Annotated in this window: 21 protein-coding genes; 3 read left to right on the forward strand and 18 right to left on the reverse strand. The window is 67.5% G+C overall.

Going from position 1 to position 19,418, the window contains the following annotated elements; genetic code table 11:
- Positions 1-40: 40 nt before the first annotated feature.
- The 13 genes from NNX38_RS00595 to dacB form a co-directional block, all read right to left on the reverse strand.
- Entirely contained in the window at positions 41-961 is a 921-nt protein-coding gene (locus NNX38_RS00595) for a Rossmann-like and DUF2520 domain-containing protein (RefSeq protein ID WP_255796243.1), read from the reverse strand.
- A complete protein-coding gene (locus tag NNX38_RS00600) occupies positions 948-2,606 on the reverse strand; it encodes a PH domain-containing protein (RefSeq protein WP_255796244.1) in 1,659 nt (552 codons plus the stop codon). The genes NNX38_RS00595 and NNX38_RS00600 overlap by 14 nt, the downstream gene beginning before the upstream one ends.
- The gene (locus NNX38_RS00605) at positions 2,603-3,115 is read right to left on the reverse strand and encodes a PH domain-containing protein (RefSeq protein WP_229951393.1); all 513 of its coding nucleotides are present in this window, start codon (positions 3,113-3,115) and stop codon (positions 2,603-2,605) included. The genes NNX38_RS00600 and NNX38_RS00605 overlap by 4 nt, the downstream gene beginning before the upstream one ends.
- Positions 3,108-3,644 carry a DUF3180 domain-containing protein gene (locus NNX38_RS00610; protein WP_255796245.1) on the reverse strand — a complete coding sequence of 179 codons (537 nt, stop codon included), beginning with the start codon at positions 3,642-3,644 and terminating at the stop codon, positions 3,108-3,110. The genes NNX38_RS00605 and NNX38_RS00610 overlap by 8 nt, the downstream gene beginning before the upstream one ends.
- Before the next feature lie 4 nt (positions 3,645-3,648).
- Entirely contained in the window at positions 3,649-4,140 is a 492-nt protein-coding gene (gene folK, locus NNX38_RS00615) for a 2-amino-4-hydroxy-6-hydroxymethyldihydropteridine diphosphokinase (RefSeq protein ID WP_255796246.1), read from the reverse strand.
- A complete protein-coding gene (gene folB / locus NNX38_RS00620) occupies positions 4,137-4,532 on the reverse strand; it encodes a dihydroneopterin aldolase (protein ID WP_255796247.1) in 396 nt (131 codons plus the stop codon). Before folB ends, folK begins: the two co-directional genes overlap by 4 nt.
- A gap of 4 nt (positions 4,533-4,536) precedes the next feature.
- Entirely contained in the window at positions 4,537-5,442 is a 906-nt protein-coding gene (gene folP, locus NNX38_RS00625) for a dihydropteroate synthase (RefSeq protein ID WP_255796248.1), read from the reverse strand.
- A gap of 7 nt (positions 5,443-5,449) precedes the next feature.
- Positions 5,450-6,064 (reverse strand): GTP cyclohydrolase I FolE, encoded by a 615-nt coding sequence (gene folE / locus NNX38_RS00630; RefSeq protein ID WP_255796249.1) that lies wholly within the window; start codon positions 6,062-6,064, stop codon positions 5,450-5,452.
- A 69-nt stretch (positions 6,065-6,133) separates the two neighbouring features.
- On the reverse strand, positions 6,134-8,218 hold the full coding sequence (ftsH, locus tag NNX38_RS00635; RefSeq protein WP_255796250.1) for an ATP-dependent zinc metalloprotease FtsH: 2,085 nt from the start codon (positions 8,216-8,218) through the stop codon (positions 6,134-6,136).
- Between the two features lie 188 nt (positions 8,219-8,406).
- Positions 8,407-8,958, reverse strand: coding sequence for a hypoxanthine phosphoribosyltransferase (gene hpt, locus NNX38_RS00640; RefSeq protein ID WP_227920598.1), 552 nt, complete (start codon positions 8,956-8,958; stop codon positions 8,407-8,409).
- 37 nt (positions 8,959-8,995) lie between these two features.
- Entirely contained in the window at positions 8,996-10,135 is a 1,140-nt protein-coding gene (gene tilS, locus NNX38_RS00645; protein WP_370646344.1) for a tRNA lysidine(34) synthetase TilS, read from the reverse strand.
- Between the two features lie 6 nt (positions 10,136-10,141).
- Positions 10,142-11,326, reverse strand: coding sequence for a zinc-dependent metalloprotease (locus NNX38_RS00650; RefSeq protein WP_255796251.1), 1,185 nt, complete (start codon positions 11,324-11,326; stop codon positions 10,142-10,144).
- A gap of 67 nt (positions 11,327-11,393) precedes the next feature.
- Positions 11,394-12,821 (reverse strand): D-alanyl-D-alanine carboxypeptidase/D-alanyl-D-alanine-endopeptidase, encoded by a 1,428-nt coding sequence (gene dacB, locus NNX38_RS00655; protein WP_255796252.1) that lies wholly within the window; start codon positions 12,819-12,821, stop codon positions 11,394-11,396.
- Positions 12,822-13,039: 218 nt separating this feature from the next.
- Between dacB and NNX38_RS00660 the strand changes: the two genes are divergently transcribed.
- A complete protein-coding gene (locus tag NNX38_RS00660) occupies positions 13,040-13,585 on the forward strand; it encodes an inorganic diphosphatase (RefSeq protein WP_255796740.1) in 546 nt (181 codons plus the stop codon).
- Positions 13,586-13,665: 80 nt separating this feature from the next.
- On the opposite strand, the gene NNX38_RS00665 is transcribed toward NNX38_RS00660, so the two are convergent.
- Positions 13,666-13,878: a hypothetical protein gene (locus NNX38_RS00665; protein WP_255796253.1), complete on the reverse strand. Its 213-nt coding sequence runs from the start codon at positions 13,876-13,878 to the stop codon at positions 13,666-13,668.
- A gap of 84 nt (positions 13,879-13,962) precedes the next feature.
- On the opposite strand from NNX38_RS00665, the gene NNX38_RS00670 reads away from it, so the two are divergent.
- A complete protein-coding gene (locus NNX38_RS00670; RefSeq protein WP_255796254.1) occupies positions 13,963-14,598 on the forward strand; it encodes a hypothetical protein in 636 nt (211 codons plus the stop codon).
- A 1-nt stretch (position 14,599) separates the two neighbouring features.
- On the opposite strand, the gene NNX38_RS00675 is transcribed toward NNX38_RS00670, so the two are convergent.
- Entirely contained in the window at positions 14,600-15,448 is an 849-nt protein-coding gene (locus tag NNX38_RS00675) for an HAD family hydrolase (RefSeq protein WP_255796255.1), read from the reverse strand.
- Between the two features lie 142 nt (positions 15,449-15,590).
- Entirely contained in the window at positions 15,591-16,865 is a 1,275-nt protein-coding gene (serS, locus tag NNX38_RS00680; RefSeq protein WP_255796256.1) for a serine--tRNA ligase, read from the reverse strand.
- A 67-nt stretch (positions 16,866-16,932) separates the two neighbouring features.
- On the opposite strand from serS, the gene NNX38_RS00685 reads away from it, so the two are divergent.
- Positions 16,933-18,006, forward strand: coding sequence for a diacylglycerol kinase family protein (locus NNX38_RS00685; protein WP_255796257.1), 1,074 nt, complete (start codon positions 16,933-16,935; stop codon positions 18,004-18,006).
- 46 nt (positions 18,007-18,052) lie between these two features.
- Here the strand turns inward: NNX38_RS00685 and NNX38_RS00690 are convergent, their stop codons facing one another.
- Complete coding sequence (locus tag NNX38_RS00690; RefSeq protein ID WP_255796258.1) at positions 18,053-18,370, reverse strand: hypothetical protein; 318 nt, start codon at positions 18,368-18,370, stop codon at positions 18,053-18,055.
- Positions 18,371-18,405: 35 nt separating this feature from the next.
- Entirely contained in the window at positions 18,406-19,380 is a 975-nt protein-coding gene (locus NNX38_RS00695; protein ID WP_255796259.1) for a DNA topoisomerase IB, read from the reverse strand.
- Positions 19,381-19,418: the final 38 nt, after the last annotated feature.

The raw sequence follows: 19,418 nt of genomic DNA on the forward strand, positions 1-19,418 counted from the left end.
CTTCTATGGGGTTCGTGCGATGGGGGGGGCGTTCGGATGTTCAGGGTTCCTGCGGGTCCCGAAGGGCGGCCAGGATGGCTTCGCCCTGCTGGGGAGTGAGCAGTCCGCGGTCAACGGCCCGGGAGGCGGTTGCGGCGGACAGCGCGGCGTAGGCGGCGCGGAGGTCCTCCGTGCCTGCCTCGGCAAGGGCGCGGGTATGTGCGGACACGGTGCCGACGTCGCCCCGGGCAACCGGGCCGGTGAGGGCCCCCTCGCCGGAGGCCAGCGCGTTTTCCAGCGACGCGCGCATGAGCGGCCCCAGGAGCCGGTCCGGATGTTCGACGCCGAGGCCGGCCAGCAGCTGCGTGGACTGGGAGGCGAGGGTGACCAGGTGGTTGGAGGCGTGGGCGAGGGCCGCGTGGTAGAGCACCCGGTCCGCTTCGTCGATGACCACCGGTTCGGCGCCCATCTCCACCACGAGTGCCTGGGCGATCGGCAGGACGGCGGCGGGGGCGCTGATGCCGAAGGAGCAGTCCGCCAGCCGGGTCAGGTCCAGGCTCATCCCGGTGAAGGTCATGGCCGGGTGCAGTGCAAGGGGAATGGCGCCCGCTGCCCGGGCCGGGGCAAGGATTTCCGTGCCGAACCGCCCCGAGGTGTGGGCTACCAACTGCCCTGCCTGCCAGGCGCCGGTTTTCGCCAGCCCGGAGACCAGCGGACCCAGGGCGTCGTCCGGAACGGCGAGCAGGACCAGTTCCGAGCGTTCCACGATGTCCGGAATCTCAAGGATCGGCACTCCGGGAAGCAGGTTTTCCGCCCGTTCGCGGCTGGCGTCGGACACCGCGGAAACGCCGACGACGGCGTGCTCGGCTGCGCGCAGGGCAGCACCGAGGACGGCACCGACGCGGCCTGCACCGATGACGCCGACCCCCAGCCGGCCGCGGCGCCGGCGTTCTTCGACGCTGGCTGAATCAGCGGTGTTCATGGGGAGGCTCCTCCTTGGAGACGGGTGGTGGCATAACCGGGGTGGGCGGCGGGTTGGCAGAGCTGGGCGGCGGGTTGGCAGAGCCGGGCGGCGGGATGGCAGAGCCGGGCGGCGGGGCGGCTGGGGCCGGGTTCGTGGCGGCAGGTGCGGACTTTGCCAGGGAAGGGCCGGTGCCGCGCAGCCACTGCTCCGGGAGGTCCCGGCGGCGGGCGGTCCGGGCACGCTGCGCCTGTTCGTGGAGCAGTTGCCGGGCGGTGTCCGCATCGATTTCCACCACTCGAGGGGAAACCGGTCCGGGCGTGGAGTGCAGGACCAGGTCCGCCAGGCGCAGGCGGCGGGCCACCGGGCCCTGTTCCAGGGCGAGTGACTGGGTCCTGCTGTGCGGAACCACCTGAAGTGACCGCCACAGGAATCCGTGCCGGGACAGGAGGGCGGTCTCCGTGACCAGGTAGCCGTTCCGCCGCCGGGAAAGCGGGGACAGCCAGCGGGCACGCCGCGGCGAGACGGTGAAGCCCGCTGCCGGGCCGGTCCCGTTCATGCCTGCGGTGAACACCCCCACCGGATCCTCGGTTCCGGGATCGGGCACAACCAGGGCCAGCATCCGCAGGACCTCCTCCGAGGTACCCGCGGGCAGCAGCCGGGTACGCGCCGATGATTCGCCGTCGGAACCCGCTCCGTACCCGGCGACATTCACTGAAATCGAATACCACCCAGTGATCCGCCAAAGCGGCGGCTGCCGAACGGCCAGGGCCTGGATCCGGCCGGGCGGTACGGTCTGCGCGCGGGTGTCCAGCAGTCCGGAGCGGATCCTGATGCCCTCCCGTGACACGGAGGCGCGGAAGTTGAACCCCGAACTGAACAGGCCCCAGTACGCGCTGCCGAAACCGAAAATGATGGGCACCATGGCGGCGATGGACGCGGCCTCTCCCGTGAGGGCGGTCAGGACAATTACTGCCGCGACGGCCAGTATCAAAAAGACGGTGGTCCCGGACAGCAATACGGAGGCAATCACGCGTCCGGCCGACAGAGCCAGCACCTGCTGTTCGCCAGGCACCGTTGCGTCGTCACCGGTGCCGCTGCCGCCGTCGGACTGTTTTTCGTCGGCACCGGAGGCGTCGTTCAGGATCCGTGCCCGAAGCTGTTGTGCGTCCGGCAGGCGGAGGAACGCCAGGCGCACTGCGGACTCACCGGCGTCGGCTACCTCAAAACGCAGTTCGGCCAGCCCGAAAATCCGTGCGAGCAAGGGCTGGACAATGTCGATGGCCTGTACCCGGTCCAGCCGGGCCTGGCGTTGGCGGCGCACCACCACGCCCGAACGTACCCGGATGTGATCATGGGTGAGCTGGTAGCGCGTAAACCACCAGGACAGGAAGAAGGCGCCGGCAATAACCACCAGGGCGATCCCCAGCGCCAGGACTGTCCAGAACAGTGCCCTGCCTGCGGGCAGGTCCATGCCGCCGCCGGAGAACCACGACTCCACCTGGTCCCTGCCCACGAAATAGGCGAGGGCGGCCAATGCTATCCAGCCGCGGACCAGCGGGGAGACCGGGTGCACCCTTTTCCACTCGGGTTCGGTCCGGGTTGCCGGATCTGTGCCGGCGGTTCCGGGATCCTCGCCCGGAACGCGAGCGGCGCCGGTGGTCACAGCCCGGCCAGCTGCGCTTCGCCGCGGGCGGACAAGTGCTCCCGCAGGCGGGCACCCTCGTCGGTCGGCAGCCCGGCAATGCCGGCGTTGGTGCCCGGGGCGGCGGTATGGAGTTTCAGCGTGCACAGCCCGAAGGCCCGTTCCAGGGGTCCCACTGCGACGTCCACGTACTGCATCCGGCCGTAGGGAACCACCAGGGTGCGCTGGAAGAAGATGCCCCGGCGAAGCAGCAGGTCCTCGTTGCGCTCGGCGTAACCGATCGCACGGACCTGGCGGGGAAGCAGGAGTCCGCGCCACAGCAGGGTTACGGCAAAGAAGATGGGCAGCCCCCACGCCAGCCACGCCGGATAGCCGGGCCAGATCCCGGTGAGGCGCAGCACCAGCGGAAGGCCGGTCACGACCAGCGTGATCACGGTTTCAATGCCCCAGCTCAGCAGCCTCAGCCGCAGGTACTTCGGCGAGACGCGCTGCCACTGCACCGCTGAGGGGTCAATAGCCTCGCTAGGCATATTCTCCACCATCCCCCGCACCATCCCCCTTGCCGTTCACCGTGCCGTTCCCCGCTCCGCCTCCGGAGCCGGGCCCGGTGCCGTCCTTGTCGACAGGGGGCAGCTTACAGAACCGCTCTACGGTAAGCCCCGTGGCAATCATCAGGATCCCGCCTACGCTGACCGCGAGGGCGGACCAGGTACCCGCGTGGCCCGGCCGCAGCGACCACAGGGGCAGCTGGGTGAGGAAGATTGCGGCATGCCAGCCAAGCAGCAGGGCGCCGGCGTAGGCGAGTGCCTGCGCCAGGACAACCGTACGGGCGGCCGCAAGGGGATCCAGATTCCGGTCCCGCCGGCCGTTACGCCAACTGCGCACCCGCAGTCCGAGGAAGAGGGTGGCACCGGCCACCAGGATGATGGCCACCAGCGCCACCGAGCTCAACACGGGTGCTGGATAGCCGTTTTCCGACAGGAAGAAGTTCGCGGCCCAGCCCACAACGCCGGCAACGAGGCCGATGACGGCCAGCCACCGGTATTGGATGCTGCTCACGAGCTCATTCTCCTTCGAAGACTTCGAGTCCGGGAAGGTCCTCGGCACGGGCGGCCAACTCGGCCACGGGCACCGAATCCAGCCGGGCGTCGGGTTCCATCCAGGCCCAGGGCTGCAGGACGAAGGCCCTCGTCGCTGCACGGGGGTGCGGAATGATGAGGTCCTCATCATTCAGGTGCAGGTCCCCGTACGTGATGATGTCGACGTCGAGGGTCCTCGGACCCCACCGGACAATGCGTTCCCGGTGGTGGCGTGCCTCGACGGCCTGGCAGTGCGCCAGCAGGGCGTGCGGTTCGAGTTCGGTTTCGATCGCCACCACGAGGTTGAGGTAGTCAGGCTGTTCAGGGCCGCCGACCGGACGTGTGCGGACTACGGGGGAAACGGCGCTCAGCCGTACCTGCGGATGGTCGGCCAGCTCCGCTACCGCTGCGGAGAGAGTGTCCCGGCTTTCCCCGAGGTTGCTTCCGAGGGCAAGGACGGAATGGACGGCACTCATGCGCGCTCCCGGTGGATAGTGACCGCAACATCGCCGAACTGCACCGTGATCGGTGCCTTCGGCTTATGCACGGTGACCTCGACTGCGGCAAGGACGGAGAAGGAAGCAAGGACGGCGTCCGCAATCCGGGCCGCCAGCGCCTCGATCAGGTTCAACGGTTCCCCGGTGATGATCTGCACCACGCGTTCGGCAACCTCGCCGTAATGCGCCGTCAGCGTCAGGTCATCCGTGGCCGCTGCCGGCCCCAGATCGGTGAACAGGACCAGATCCACAACGAAGGGCTGCCCGTCCCGCCGCTCGTGGGGAAAGACACCGTGGAAACCGGTGGCAGTGATGCCGCTTAGGGTGATCCGGTCCCTCAGCGCCGGTCCGGAAGCTCCCGTGCTCAGCATCCGGCTACCCTTTCCAGGCTGCGGCGACTTTTACGGCGTCGAGGCTGGCCGGGACGTTGTGCACGCGCACTGCCCAGGCGCCGGCGGACGCCGCCAGTGCGGACACCGCGACCGTGGCGTTGTCTCGTTCCAGCGGCTGGGCCGCCTTCCCGTAGCTGGTGAGCAGCGAGCCGAGGAAACGCTTGCGGGATGCACCGATAAGCACGCGGTGGCCCAAGGCGTTGAGACGACTGATTCCGCGCAGCAGCTCCCAGTTCTGTTCGCCGTCCTTGGAGAAGCCCAGCCCGGGGTCGAGGATGATCTGTTCGGGGGCGGCACCGGCGGCGTAGAACCGGTCACGGACCTTCAGCATTTCCGCTGCCACCTCTTCGACGACGTCGGCGTAGCTGGCGTTGGGGTCATTGCTGCGGACATTGCCGCGGCTGTGCATCAGGATGTAGGAGACCCCCGTACGCGCAACAAGCCCGGGCATCTGAGGATCGGTTTCGGTGCCGGACACGTCATTGATGATCGCGGCGCCGGCTTCAATCGCCTTTTCCGCCGTGGCGGCATTCATGGTGTCGATGCTGACGAGTGCCCCTGCACGGACCATGGCCTCGACCACGGGCAAGACCCGTGCCTGCTCCTCCTCCGGGGAGATGCGCACGGAGTCAGGCCGGGTGGATTCGCCGCCGACGTCGATGATGTCTGCGCCTTCGTAGTGCATCTTCAGGCCCGCACGGATGGCTGCGTCAGTATCGGCGAATTGCCCGCCGTCACTGAAGGAATCGGGGGTGACGTTCAGGACGCCCATGACCAGGGTGCGGTCGGCGGGAAGGTCGGAGAGCTTGCGCGCCTTGCGGGCGGGCCGCACTACGGGCAACGGGGAGGTTGCCGGGCCGGTGCCGGGTGCGGCAGCGAGTGAATCCATGGTGGTCCTATCGTCCTAGTATCAGGCTCATTGCTTCTGCGCGGGTCGCGGTCTCGCGCAGCTGGCCGCGCACCGCCGAGGTCACGGTCTTGGCGCCTGGCTTGCGTACCCCGCGCATCGACATGCACAGGTGCTCGCATTCAATAACCACTATGGCACCGCGGGGGGAAAGATTGGTCATCAGTGCGTCCACGATCTGGGTGGTCAACCGCTCCTGGACCTGGGGCCGGCGGGCGTAGATGTCAACCAGCCGGGCGAGCTTCGACAGTCCGGTCACTTTGCCCTCGTGGGAGGGGATGTAGCCGATGTGCGCGGAGCCGTGGAAGGGCACCAGGTGGTGCTCGCAGGTGGAATAAAAGGGAATGTCCTTGACCAGGACCATTTCCTCATGGTCCAGGTCAAACGTGGTGGCCAGCAGGTCCGAGGGGCTCTGGTGCAGTCCGGCGAAAATCTCGGTGTAGGACTTAGCCACCCTGCTGGGGGTTTCCCGTAAACCGTCACGGTCCGGGTCCTCCCCGATCGCGAGGAGGATCTCCCGGACCGCGCGTTCAATCCTTGGCCGATCCACCGGGGAATCCGCTGCCGCTACGGCGGTCAGTAGGTCATCATCGAAATCCGTCACTGGTCGATCCTATCGCGCCGGCACTTCGTTCCCCGGCGATGCCGGGCGGCCCCGCAGGGCCGCCCGGGCCTACGCCTCGGGGGGCGTGCTGCCGTTGCTTCCGCTCCGGCCGGGATGGCTGCCGTTCCCGCTGCCCTGGGGCAGGCCGTTGCTGGACACATCGAAGTCCTGCGGCAGGTCGGCGTCGGCAATCTGGTCCTGGGGAGCAACCGAGGCCGGATCCGGGGCACCGATTTCCTTCGCCTGGCGCCGTTCCTTCTGGGAGACCACCGGCGGCATGCTGTGTACGGGGCGGGTGGGCTTGGACAGCCAGACCTCCCGGACATCGCGCTTGCGCACATCCGAGAAGACCTCGGCGATCTCCGCCTGGTTCAGCGTCTCCCGCTCCAGCAGCTCCAGCGCGAGCCGGTCGAGGACGTCGCGGTTCTCGGTGAGGATCTGGTACGCCTCGTCATGCGCGTTGTCCAGCAGGCGCCGGACCTCCTCGTCGACCACGTAGGCCACCTGGTCGGAGTAGTTGCGTTCCTGGCTCATGTCCCGGCCCAGGAACGGCTCGCCGCCGCCCGAGCCGAGCTTGACCGAACCGATTCGCTCGCTCATGCCGTACTGGGTGACCATCTTGCGGGCCGTGGAAGTGGCCTTTTCGATGTCATTGGAGGCACCCGTGGAAGGGTCGTGGAAGACAATTTCCTCCGCGACGCGGCCACCCATTGCGTAGGCGAGCTGGTCCAGGAGCTCGTTGCGTGTCACCGAGTACTTGTCATCCTGCGGCAGGACCATGGTGTAGCCGAGTGCCCGGCCGCGCGGCAGGATGGTCACCTTGGTGACCGGGTCCGTGTTCCGCAGGGCCGCAGCCACCAGCGCGTGTCCGCCTTCGTGGTAGGCGGTGATCTTGCGTTCAAGTTCCTTCATCACGCGGCTGCGCTTCTGCGGGCCGGCAATCACGCGGTCAATCGCTTCGTCCAGTGCGCGGTCGTCAATAAGGTCCGCGTTGGAGCGGGCGGTCAGCAGTGCTGCTTCGTTCAGGACGTTGGCCAGGTCCGCACCGGTGAAGCCCGGAGTCTTCCGTGCCACGGTCTCGAGGTCCACGCCGGGAGCCATTGGCTTGCCCTTGGCATGGACCTGCAGAATGTGCAGGCGGCCCTGCATGTCGGGGGCCTCGACACCGATCTGGCGGTCGAAGCGGCCCGGGCGCAGCAGTGCCGGGTCCAGGACGTCGGGCCGGTTGGTGGCAGCGATCAGGATGACGTTGGTGTTGCCGTCGAAGCCGTCCATTTCCACCAGCAGCTGGTTCAGCGTCTGCTCGCGTTCGTCGTTTCCGCCGCCGACGCCGGCGCCGCGGTGGCGCCCGACGGCGTCGATTTCGTCCACGAAAATGATGGCCGGGGCATTGGACTTGGCCTGTTCGAAGAGGTCACGGACGCGGGAGGCGCCCACACCCACGAACATTTCAACGAAGTCGGAGCCGGAGATCGAGTAGAACGGCACACCGGCCTCGCCGGCGACGGCGCGGGCCAGCAGGGTCTTACCGGTGCCGGGAGGGCCGTAGAGCAGCACACCCTTGGGGATCTTTGCGCCCACGGCCTGGAACTTACCCGGATCCTGCAGGAATTCCTTGATCTCGTGCAGTTCCTCGACGGCTTCGTCGGCGCCCGCGACGTCGTCGAAGGTCACCTGGGGCATGTCCTTGTTGGTCAGCTTGGCCTTGGACTTGCCGAACTTCATGACCTGCGAGCCGCCGCCCTGCATGCGGGACATCAGGAACCAGAAAATCAGGCCGATGATGATGAACGGCAGGAACAATCCGAGGAAGCTGGTGAACCAGTTGGTCTGCACCGGCTGGTCCGTGTAGTTTGCCCCGGAATTGTTAACCGCCTGGACTATTTCCTCGCCGCGCGCAGTGCTGAAGTAGAACTGGACGTCAGTGACGCCCTTGTCATCAACGCCGCTGTCATTCAATGTCAGGTCGACACGCTGTTCGCCGTCATAGATCTTCGCCTGCGAGACTTTGTCCTGCTCGAGAAGCTCTATGCCTTCCTTGGTGTCCACCTGCGTTGCCCTGGTGGTACTAAGGCTCGGCACGAGGATCAAAAGAGCGGCCACTGCCAGCGCGATCCAAATGAGCGGGCCCTTGAAGAAGTTCTTGGATTTCATTCGACGTCAGGGCTAATGCCCCGTCCCTCCTGGTCAACAACGCTGGTATGCGCGGAATTTACCTACTAGCTATACACCGTCCCCCAGAAGAACACGGTCCGGGGAGGGGATTAGTTCCCTCAGGGCGTAGAGCATTGCGTCCGTGACTGTCCCCTTCGCAGGGACGGGGAGAAACGGGGCCGGAACCGTTATTCGTAAACGTGCGGTGCGAGGGTACCGATGAAGTCCAGGTTGCGGTACCGCTCTGCAAAGTCCAGGCCGAAACCGACCACGAACTCGTTGGGGATTTCATAACCGACGTACTTAACGTCGATTTCCACCTTGGCTGCATCCGGCTTGCGCAGCAGGGTGCAGATTTCCACGCTGGCCGGGCCGCGGGATTCGAGGTTGGCGCGCAGCCAGGAGAGCGTCAGGCCGGAGTCGATAATGTCCTCGACAATCAGCACATGCTTGCCCAGCAGGTCCGTCTCAAGGTCCTTGAGGATACGGACGACGCCGGAAGACTGTGTGCCGGAGCCGTAGGAGGACACTGCCATCCAGTCCATCGTGACGTGGCTGTGCAGGGCGCGGGAGAGGTCAGCCATCACCATCACGGCTCCCTTGAGGACGCCGACCAGCAGTACGTCGCGGCCGGCATAGTCGCGGTCAATTTCGGCCGCCAGTTCATTGATCCGGGTTTGGATCTGTTCCTTGGTGTAGAGAACGTGCTTGAGATCTGACTGGACGTCGTGTGAATCCACGAATGACTCCCGGGTGCGAAGTGTTGCAGCTTGGATGTTAGGTGCTGCTCTTTTTCCTAAAAACAAGATTGCCATAGCTTGGGGCGCCGTGGTGAACCGATTTGGCGCGCGGCTGGCGGTAGACGCTGACTTTCCCCACCAGTTGGACGGGTCCCGCCGACCCGGTGCGCCGCAGCAGCGCCTGGACCGCCGCCAGGCGTTCATAGCTCGGCTGCGCACCGCCGAGTTCAAGCGCGGCGAGGGCCAGTACACGCTGGCGGACGGCGGGGGCAAGGTTCCGCAGCTGCTCTTCGGGCAGCAGCAGCTCCTCGGAATCCGGTGCGTCGCCGGCCGGAACCCAGGCGCGCAGCTCCGCAAACGCCTGCGCCGCGACGGCGTCGAGATAGTCGGCGTCGGCGGAGAGGATACGTGAGGAACGGAACAGCGCTTCGGCGATGCCGGGGCCCAGTTTTTCTTCCAGGAACGGCAGCACTTCGGTACGGACCCGGGACCGGGCATACGCAGGATCCTGGTTGCTGGGGTCGTGCCAGGGATCCAGCCCGGCATGCTCGCAGATTTCCACCGTCTGTTCCCGGCGCAGGCCCAGGAAAGGCCGCAGGTATTTTCCGCGAACGGCGGGCATGCCGGCGAGGGACCGGGTGCCGGAACCGCGCATCAGGCCCAGCAGCACCTGCTCGGCCTGATCGTCGAGGGTATGGCCAAGCAGGACGGCGTCGGCGTCCAGTTCCTCGACTGCGGCGTCCAGTGCCGCATAACGGACAGTGCGTGCGGCCGCTTCGGGTCCCATGCCGGAGGCCGGCACCTCCACCTTCCGTACAAGGACGGGGTCCAGGCCCATCCCCTCCAGCTTGTCCCGCGCGGCGGCTGCGACGTCGGCACTGCCCGGCTGCAGGGAGTGGTCAACGACGACGGCACCCACCCGGTAGTCCCCCCGCCGGGAGAAGAACGAGGCGGCCAGCGCCAGGGCCAGGGAATCCGGGCCGCCGCTGCAGGCAACCAGGATCAGCGGCGGATGGTCTCCGCCCGGGGCCAGGCCGGCGTCGCGCAGGGTGTCACGGATGCTGTTGCGGGCATCCCCCAGCGTCGGAAGGAGCCGCTTGCGTACCCGCGGCGCCGGTCGGGCAGCGGCTGCTGTTCCCTCTGCCGAGCCGGAGGTGTTGAGGTTTTCGTCGAGCACGTTTTGTTACAGTCCCATCCGGGCAATCCATAGGTCCGCGGAATGGATCTCCGCTTCGGTCGGGAGGTTTTCGGGGCGCTCCCACACCCGGTTAAAGCCTTCCATGCCCACCTGGTCGGTGACGGCACGGACAAAGCGCGCGCCGTCGCTGTACTGGCGCATCTTGGCATCCAGCCCCATGATCTGGCGGAAGAAGCGGTCAATCCAGGTGCGCTTGGCGCCGCGGTTGTTGAACCGCTGCCGGATGGTTTTGACGCTGGGCACGATGCTCGCATCCACGGCGTCCATGACCACGTTTGCGTGGCCTTCCAGGAGCGACATCACTGCCGTCAGGTGGGAGAGCCGTTCCTTGTCCTCCGGATCCTGCAGCAGGGAGAGCAGGTCCACGGACTTGTGCGGCACGCCGTCCGCATCCACGCCGCCCTTGGGTGCTGCCAGCGCCTTCACGGCGGAGCCCAGCCGCTCGGAAATGGTCTGCGCCTTGTCCATCATGCCGTTGGAGAGCTGGCTGATCTGCTCCAGCATGTGGGTCCGCAGCCACGGCGCGGCTGCGAACTGCACCCGGTGCGTCTGCTCGTGCAGGCAGACCCAGAGCCGGAAGTCGGCGGGGTCCACGTTCAGTTCACGTTCCAGCGTGACGATGTTCGGGGCTACCAGCAGCAGGCGTCCGCCGGGTTTGCCGACGCCGCCCAGGGCGGCGAAGGGATCGTACTGGCCCAGGACCTTGCTCGAGAGGAAGGCCAGGATGGTGCCCAGCTGCGCGCCGGTCATGGTTCCGCCCAGTGCCGTGTTGGCGGCGGCCAGCTGTTCCGGGCGGGTTTCGGCCAGATGCTGCAGGGCCGGTCCCATCAGCACCGAGAAGCTCTGCGAGTTGGCGCGGGCCCAGGATGCCCGGTCCACAATCAGCACGTCCGAGTCCCGCAGGTCGCGGGCCGCTTCCAGTCCGGTGATGCGGTGGACGTGCGCAACGGAGGCGTCAGCGGCGGCCCGCAGGTCCGCCACGGCGTCGCGGATCTCGCGGGCGGACATCTTCGGTCCGGGCGCCACCATGGCCGCTGCGGTGGAAGCTGCCAGGTCCCAGTTCACCAGCGACGGCGCCCCGCCGGCGGACGGGTGGGCGTCGGTATTTTTCCCTGCAGGGGCGGAAGGTGCCGGGACGGGGGTCGGACGGCTTCGCTCGTTGCTCTCCATTGCTCCATTCGACCACATTGCCTTCCGGCACCACACCACCTTGGGGGAACGGAGCGTCTTGCCGGTGTTACCGGCACCCGCATCCGGCCAGCACGGCTGCCGCGGAATCCACGGCGTCCCGTGCCTGCTGGGTGTTTCCGTTCAGGCCGCTGGCTATGAAAGTGAAGGCAAGTACCCGGCCGTCGGCGTCGGCGGCGTACCCGGTCAGCGCGGTGACCGCCAGCAGGGTTCCCGTCTTGGCCCGCACAATTCCCGCCGCTGCGGAATCGGCTGTCTCGTCATACCGCCCGGCCAGTGTTCCGCTCAGGGCCGCAACGGGCAGTCCGCCGGCGACGGCGCGCAGATCGGGGTCCGTAGTGGTGAGGAGGATCTGCATCAGCGAGGTCAGCTGCGCGGCGGACACCGAAGTTTCGCCGGACAGGCCGCTGGTATCCCCGAGCACCATTGCTCCGGCATCCACCCCGAGGGCGGCCACCTCGGCCTTAACTGTTTCAATTCCGCCGGCAAAGGATGCCTCACGGTCCGTGGCTGCCGCACTGAGCCGGGCCAGCACCTCCGCCAGGTAGTTGTCCGAGTTCAGCAGCATGTAGTCGACCTGTTCGGCCAGCGGTGCGGAGCGGACCTCGGCGAGGGCAACAGCGCCTGCCGGAGCGGTGCCGCGTTCAACAAACAGCTCAACGTCGATGCCCTTGGGTGCAAGGGCAGCGGCGAGCGCGGCGCGGTAGGACTCTCCGGCGGACAAGGCGGCGTCGCCAACGCGGGGTCCCGGCCCGGTGCCCTCCTCTGCCCACGCCGAGCTCACCGCAAGGGAATGGATCGGGGCGATCTCACCCGCCGCGACATCGGCTTCCCCCCACGCGTCCGAGAGTGCCGGGCCGGTGAACAGCGAATCATCCACCAGCACCTTCACTGGTCCTGCGGTTTCCTTTGCGGCAAGCGCCGCGGCGGTCTGTTCGGCCAGGGTGGCCAGCCCGGCGTGGCCGGCCACGGACTCGGGATCTGAATCCCCAGCGGTCAGCAGCACATCGCCGCCGCCGCGCAGGACCACCGTGCCCGGGTCTTCCCCCGGCAGGGCGGTGGTGGGGAAGCGCGTGTCGCCGTCCATCGCGGACAGCGCCGCTGCCGCGGTCAGGACCTTGAGGCTTGAGGCGGGGGCCAGCCCGGTGGCGCCGTCGCGCTCATAAAGCACGGTGCCGGTGAGCGCGTCCTGCACCACGGCGGAGAAGGTGCCGCTTCCCTCCACGGCCAGTTCGGCATCGAGCAGACGGGCCAGCTGCTCGACGTCCGGCATCGGATCCGACGCCTTCGGAGCAGCTACCAGTGCGCTGTCCGTAAGCTTCACGGGTGCCTGCTGGTAGCGGGGAACCACCTCGGCGCGCTGCACCCGGGGTTCGGTCAGGGACTGGGCAACCGGAGGGAGGGCATAGCAGGCCAACGGGACCAGCAGCACTGCGAAGGCCAGGGCCAGCAGAGTGCCGGAGAACATCCGAGACATGTCCCACCGACTCTTTCATTTCCGCCGGCTTGCCCGGCCCGTTTCGGCCCTGCACACGTTCTGTGCACAGGACATATATCTTTAAGACTAGACCGACGCCGGTGCCCGCCCCGATCTTTCCGGTCGCGGGGCATGCCGGCGCATGATCGTCAGCCAAATCTTTCCAGTGGTTCCTCAGCGGGCCACGCCAGTGAGGAGTCGCAATGCCCGAAACGCCCATGACGCTCGACGTCACCATCGAGATCCCCAAGGGATCCCGGGTCAAGTACGAAATTGACCACGAAACCCACCGCCTGCGCCTGGACCGGGTCCTGTTCACGTCCATGGCCTACCCCACCCACTACGGGTACTTCGAGAACACCCTCGGCGAGGACGGCGATCCCCTGGACGCGCTGGTGATGCTCCAGGACTTCGACCTGATGCCCGGCGTACTGGTGGAATCCCGCCCCATCGGCGTGTTCAACATGGTTGATGACGGCGGCGGCGACGCCAAGGTCCTCTGCGTTCCCGTGGACCCGCGTTTTAACCACATCCAGGACATCTCGGACGTCTCCGACTTCCTGCTCGACGAGATCAAGCACTTCTTCACGAAGTACAAGGACCTGGAGCCGGGCAAGTGGGTCGAAGCCGCTGACTGGGCCGGCCGCGAGGACGCCGAAGCCGAGGTCAAGGCCTCCCTGGAGCGCTACCAGGCACACGGCGAAGGCCACGAAGAGGACGAGGCCCAGGGCCGCGACGTCGACGCCAACCCCGTCAACAACTAGTTCTTCCTGCCGGCCCTGCCGGTACGACGGCGGTGCGTCCCTTACGGGGCGGCCGCCGTCGGCATTTAACGCGGCAAGTCTCAGTTGCCGCGCGCCTTGCGCCGCGCCCACGCGCGCAGGTCTCCCGCGTGCGTCCTGGCCGGGACCACCGCCACCAGCACGGCAACGGCAAGGACAATCCAGCTGGAGGTCAGCCATGCCGCCCACAGGCCCAGGAGGACGATGCCTGCCCCGAACAGCAGGGGAAGCAGCGGGCGGCGGTCCGGGCGGGGTGCTTGCTCCTGGCTGGTCATGCGCCCGACTCTACCGTGGTGCCGGCCCGGGCGCGCCACAACCGCATTCGGTTGTTTTCCGCCGGAGTCTGACATGCTGATGCCATGCATTTTGTGCTGACCATCAACCAGCGGGACACCCGGGAGGTCGGGGACCTGGTTCCGGACCTGATCCGCTCCCTTCGGCATCTGGCTGCTGCCGTTCCCTTCCAGCGCACCGTCGGTGACGAAGCCCAGGGGGTGCTGACCGATGCGGCCACCGCGGTGGAAGCCGCGCTGACAGCGATCCGGCAGCGCCGCTGGCACGTGGGCGTGGGGGTGGGCGAGCTCCAGGTTCCCCTCCCGGAGAATCTGGCTGATGCGCGGGGCTACGGACTGGTCTATTCCCGGCGTGCCGTGGAGCGCGCCCAGCGCACCGGCGACCGTGTGCCGCTGGCGGTGGAGGGGCCGGATGCGGAACTGGCGGCGGAGGCGGAAGCCGTGCTGCGCCTGCTGGGCCTGATTGTGGCCGCCCGCTCCGAGGCCGAGTGGAAGGTGCTGGACCTCATGACCCCGGGAGCGCGCGGGCAGCAGAAGTTCGTGGCCCAGGAACTGGGAATCACCGCACAGGCCGTGAGCAAGGCGGTGGTCCGGTCCCACTGGAGTGAAGAATGGGCCACCCGCCCGGCCGCCGCGCGGCTGCTGGGACTGGTCTACGGTCCGGCCTCGCTTCCGCCGGCAGCCCTCCCCTACCGGGCGTGAGCTAGGCCGTGCCGTCCAGCACGCTGGACAGCACGCTCGCCGCACCGTCCTCGTAGACCGTGCCGGTGACCTCGGAGGCTGCTGCCAAGACCTCGTCCGGTGCCTGTCCCATGGCTACGCCGCGGGCGGCCCAGTCCAGCATCTCGATGTCGTTGCGGCCGTCGCCCAGACCAATGGTCAGCGTCGGGTCGACCTCCAGCCGGCGGCGGACCTGCTCCAGCGCGCTGGCCTTGGTGACGCCGGACGCTGCGATATCCAGCCAGGCGGTCCAGCCCACGGAATAGGTCACGCCGTGCAGGCCGATCGCCTCCACCGCCTCGCCGAATTCCTCTGCGGTGCTGTCGGTGCTGAAAACCACCACGCGGACGGCCTGTGCCTCCAGCATGGACTCAAAGTCCACCGCGAGGGCTTCGGCGCCGAAGCTGGCGTCCTGGAACCGTTCGGTGGACAGGAAGCGCCCTTCCGCATCCTCCAGGGCGAATTTTGCGGTGGGAAGCTTTGCCCGCAGCGCGGCCAGTGCCGGTTTCGGGTCGAAGACCACACGGTCCATAACTTCGTAGCCGTCTTCGAGGGCGGGATCCAGGCGCAGGGTTACGGCACCGTTGGAGCAGACGCAGTATCCCTTGGTCAGACCCAGGAGTTCGAGGATGGGCAGCGCGGCGCCGTAGGACCTGCCGGTGGCCACCACCAGGTGATGACCTGCTTCCGAGGCCTTTCGGGCGGCCTCGCGCACGCCCGGGGACATGTGGCCGTCATGGTCTACGAGGGTTCCGTCTACGTCGAGGGCTACCAGGTGTCGCTTGTCAGGGGTTCGCTGGTCTTCGATGCCAGCGGTACTCAATGTTGTCATCGTTTTATCTAAGCAGATGGGCAAGGAAGGCGGCTAGGACAGCTGCCATAGGACCGGACCGGCGGACAGGGTTGATGCGCGCCCGGGCGAACGACGGCGGGACCCCGGGCAACGCCCGAGGTCCCGCCGTCACTGCATGGAGCTAGAGGACCGGAAGGACTTCCAGGCCGCCCAGGTACGGCTGGAGCGCAGCCGGGACATTAACGGAGCCGTCCGGGTTCTGGTGGTGTTCCAGAATGGCGACGATCCAGCGGGTGGTGGCCAGCGTTCCGTTCAGGGTGGCCACGGCACGGGTGCCCTTGCCTTCAGCCTGCCGTTCGCGGATGTTCAGGCGCCGGGCCTGGAAGGTGGTGCAGTTGGAGGTGGAGGTCAGCTCGCGGTAGGCATTCTGGGTGGGAACCCAGGCCTCGCAGTCGAACTTCCGTGCCGCGGACATGCCTAGGTCGCCGGCAGCCGTGTCGATGACCCGGTAGGGCAGTTCGACCTTGGCCAGCATTTCCTCTTCCCAGGCCAGCAGCCGCTGGTGCTCTTCCGCTGCATCCTCCGGCCGGGTGTAGACAAACATTTCCACTTTGTTGAACTGGTGGACGCGGATGATGCCGCGGGTGTCCTTGCCGTGCGAGCCGGCTTCGCGGCGGTAGCAGGAGGACCAGCCGGCGTAGCGGACGGGGCCGCCGTCCAGCTCGAGGATTTCGTCTGCGTGGTAGCCGGCCAGCGGCACCTCGGAGGTGCCCACCAGGTACAGGTCGTCTTCGGCCAGGCGGTAGATCTCGGCGTCGTGGGCGACGTCGAAGCCGGTACCCTGCATCGTCTCGGGGCGGACCAGGGTGGGGGTGATCATCGGGACGAATCCGGCCTTCACAGCCTGGTCCATCGCCATGTTCAGCAGTGCCAGTTCGAGGCGGGCGCCGACGCCGCGCAGGAAGTAGAAGCGGGAGCCGGAGACCTTGGCGCCGCGTTCCATGTCGATGGCGCCGAGCAGCTCGCCGATTTCCAGGTGGTCGCGGGGCTTGAAGCCCTCGGCCTCGAAGTCACGGGGCTTGCCGACGGTCTTGACTACCTCGAAATCGTCCTCGCCTCCGACCGGAACACCGTCGGACACCAGGTTCGGGATTCGGCGCAGCAGCGCGTCGGATTCGGCCTGGATGGCGTCAGCCTCGGCGCCGGCGGCCTTGACCGCGGCAGCCAGTTCCTTCACCTCGGCCAGCAGGGCCTGCTTCTCTTCACCCTTGGCGGCGGCGACGCGCTTGCCGAAGGCATTCTGCTCGGCGCGCAGGGTCTCGTAGCGGGTCCGGGCGTCGCGGCGGGAGGCGTCAGCGGAAATGATCGCGTCCACAAGGCTCTCGTCGGCCAGCCGGGCGCGCTGCGAGGCTCGGAATTTTTCGGGGTTTTCGCGGAGCTCATTTACATCGATCACGTCTCAAGGGTACCCAAAACCTGCCGGGCCTTTGCCCTGCGGGGCGGCGGCTATTCTGGGAGGCATCATGCCCGTTGAAATTACCCTCCTCCTTGTCCTCATCGCCGCCCTGTTGGCCTCCGCCGCAACCTGGGCCATTGCCGGCACCCGAAGCAGGCGGCGGGCGGCGGCGGACGCTGCAGTGTTCGCCCCGCGCGGAGCGGCCCACCAGCGGGTGGCGATGGTCGTGAACCCGGTCAAGGCGCTTGCTGCCGACGCCGAGGCGCTGCTGCGGGCTTCCTGCGAGCTCGCAGGCTGGGATCCGCCGCTGATCCTGGAAACCACCGTGGACAGCCCGGGCTACCTGCAGGCGCTGCAGGCACTGGAGTCCGGGGCCGACGTCGTCCTCGCCGCGGGCGGCGACGGCACCATCCGCGAGGTCTCGCGCGCGGTCGCGCATTCCGGTGCCGCCCTGGGCCTGATCCCGCTGGGCACCGGCAACCTCCTTGCCCGGAACCTGGATATCTCCGTGGCGGACCTGGCGGGAAACATCCGCAACTCGCTGCACGGGGATGTGCGGCGGATCGATATGGCCGACATTGTGCTCGAAGACGCCCCCACGGGCGGGCGTTCCCACAATGCATTCCTGGTGATGGGCGGGATCGGCCTGGATGCCCAGGTAATCGCCGCCACCAGGGATGAGCTCAAGAAGCGCGTGGGCTGGCTGGCCTACAGCGAAGCCGGCGTCCGCCTCCTGCCGGGGCGGCGGACACGGATGACCGTCAGCATAGACGACGGTCCGGCGCAGTCACAGAAGGTGCACAGCGTGCTGGTGGCCAACACCGGACGCCTGCCCGCCGGAATCGATTTCATTCCCGACGCCGTGGTGGATGACGGGCTCCTGGACGTCGTCATCATCAGCCCGCGCAGCGTCCTGGGCTGGGCCTGGGTGGCGGGCAAAGTAATGACGCGCTACCCCAAGGACCTCCCGGTGATCCGGCACCACCGGGTCCGGAAAATCACGGTGACCGTCGCGGAACCCACCCAGACGCAGCTCGACGGCGACCTGACCGGACCCGCCACCACCATCACCGTGGAGGTGGACGCCGGCGCCCTGCTGGTCCGGGTGCCGCCCTCGCCCGTCCTGCCGCCGGAGGCATAGAAACGGCGCCGCACCGGTGGGTGCAGCGCCGTTTCGCAGGAAGGCGTTACTTGCCGTCCTGGGTGCCCTCGGAGTCGGTGTAACCGCCTTCGCGGTCCTTATCCGTCTTGGCGCCGTCTGCGGCGGTGTACTTGCCTTCGTCCTCGCTGGGGGAGGCCTGCTCGCGGATCAGCGCCTCTTCCTCGGCAAAGCGGATGTCGTTGCCCTGGTCGCCTACATCGCCGCGGTAGTTATCGTCATTGGTGGAAACACCGCTGGGCTTCGGGTCCTTGAGCTGCTCTTGTTCGTTGGGGTACTCGCTCATGCCGGCACCTTCCTTCTTGGGGTGGTTGTCCAGTGCGCCAATACTGCGCGCGCCTTCCATCAGCATACTTATCGCCGGTGCCTGCGGAAACCCGGTTAATCCTCGAGCATCATCCGGGTTGCGGTCTCCGAAGCGGAGAACCCCGTCACGGGGATGACCTGGCCGTCGAAGAAGCGGTCCACCACGCGGGGGTCGATGTAGGACTTGCGGGCGATCGCCGGGGTGTTGCCCAAGTGCTCCGCCACGTCGCGTGCGGTGGCCGCCACGGCCTTCTGCTTCGCCCGATTGGTGGCGGCTGCCGGCGCCATCCGGGCCAGGGACATGGCCGCCACCACCGTGGCCTGCCAGGTGCGGAAGTCCTTGGCACTGAATTCTCCGCCCGTGACTTCCTTCAGGAAGGCATTCAGCTGGGCCGCATCGACACTGTGCCAGGCACCGTCAGCCCCGAGGTAGGCCAGCGCCGTGTCCGCATCCGGGCGGCGGAGCATCGGTTCGAGGGCGGCCGCGAGGTCGGCATCCTTGATGGAGGTGTGCCATTCCTGGCCGCTCTTGCCGGGGAAGTCGAAGCGCACTTCCGTTCCGTCCAGCCGCACATGCTCGATCCGCAGGGTGGTGGTGCCGTAGGAACCGTTGGCCTCCGCATAGCGGGTGCCGCCCACGCGCAGCGCGCCGGCGTCGACAATCCGCAGGGCTGCTGCCAGGGCACGTTCCGAACCGCAGCCCTCGGCGCGCAGATGCTTGGTGATCAGGCGGCGGGCCGCCGGAAGGGACTGGGCGAAGGCGAGGGCGCGGTCGAATTTCTCCCGGTCCTTCATCTCACGCCACTGCGGGTGGTACATGTACTGCTTACGTCCGGCGGCGTCGGTTCCCGTCGCCTGGATGTGGCCGTTGGGGTACGGGCTGATCCAGACATCCGTCCAGGCCGGCGGAATGGCCAGCGAACGGATCCGGGCCACGACCGTCCGGTCGGTGATGGCGTTGCCGCGGACGTCCCGGTAACTGAACCCCTTGCCCCAGCGGCGGCGGGAGTAACCGGGATGTTCGCAGTTGCTTCGCCGCAGACGGCCCATGATGCGTCCCTTTCACCCGCTGCGGACCGGTTCGGCCG

The organism is Arthrobacter sp. zg-Y238 (genome assembly GCF_024385525.1).
Classification (GTDB): domain Bacteria; phylum Actinomycetota; class Actinomycetes; order Actinomycetales; family Micrococcaceae; genus Arthrobacter_B; species Arthrobacter_B jinronghuae.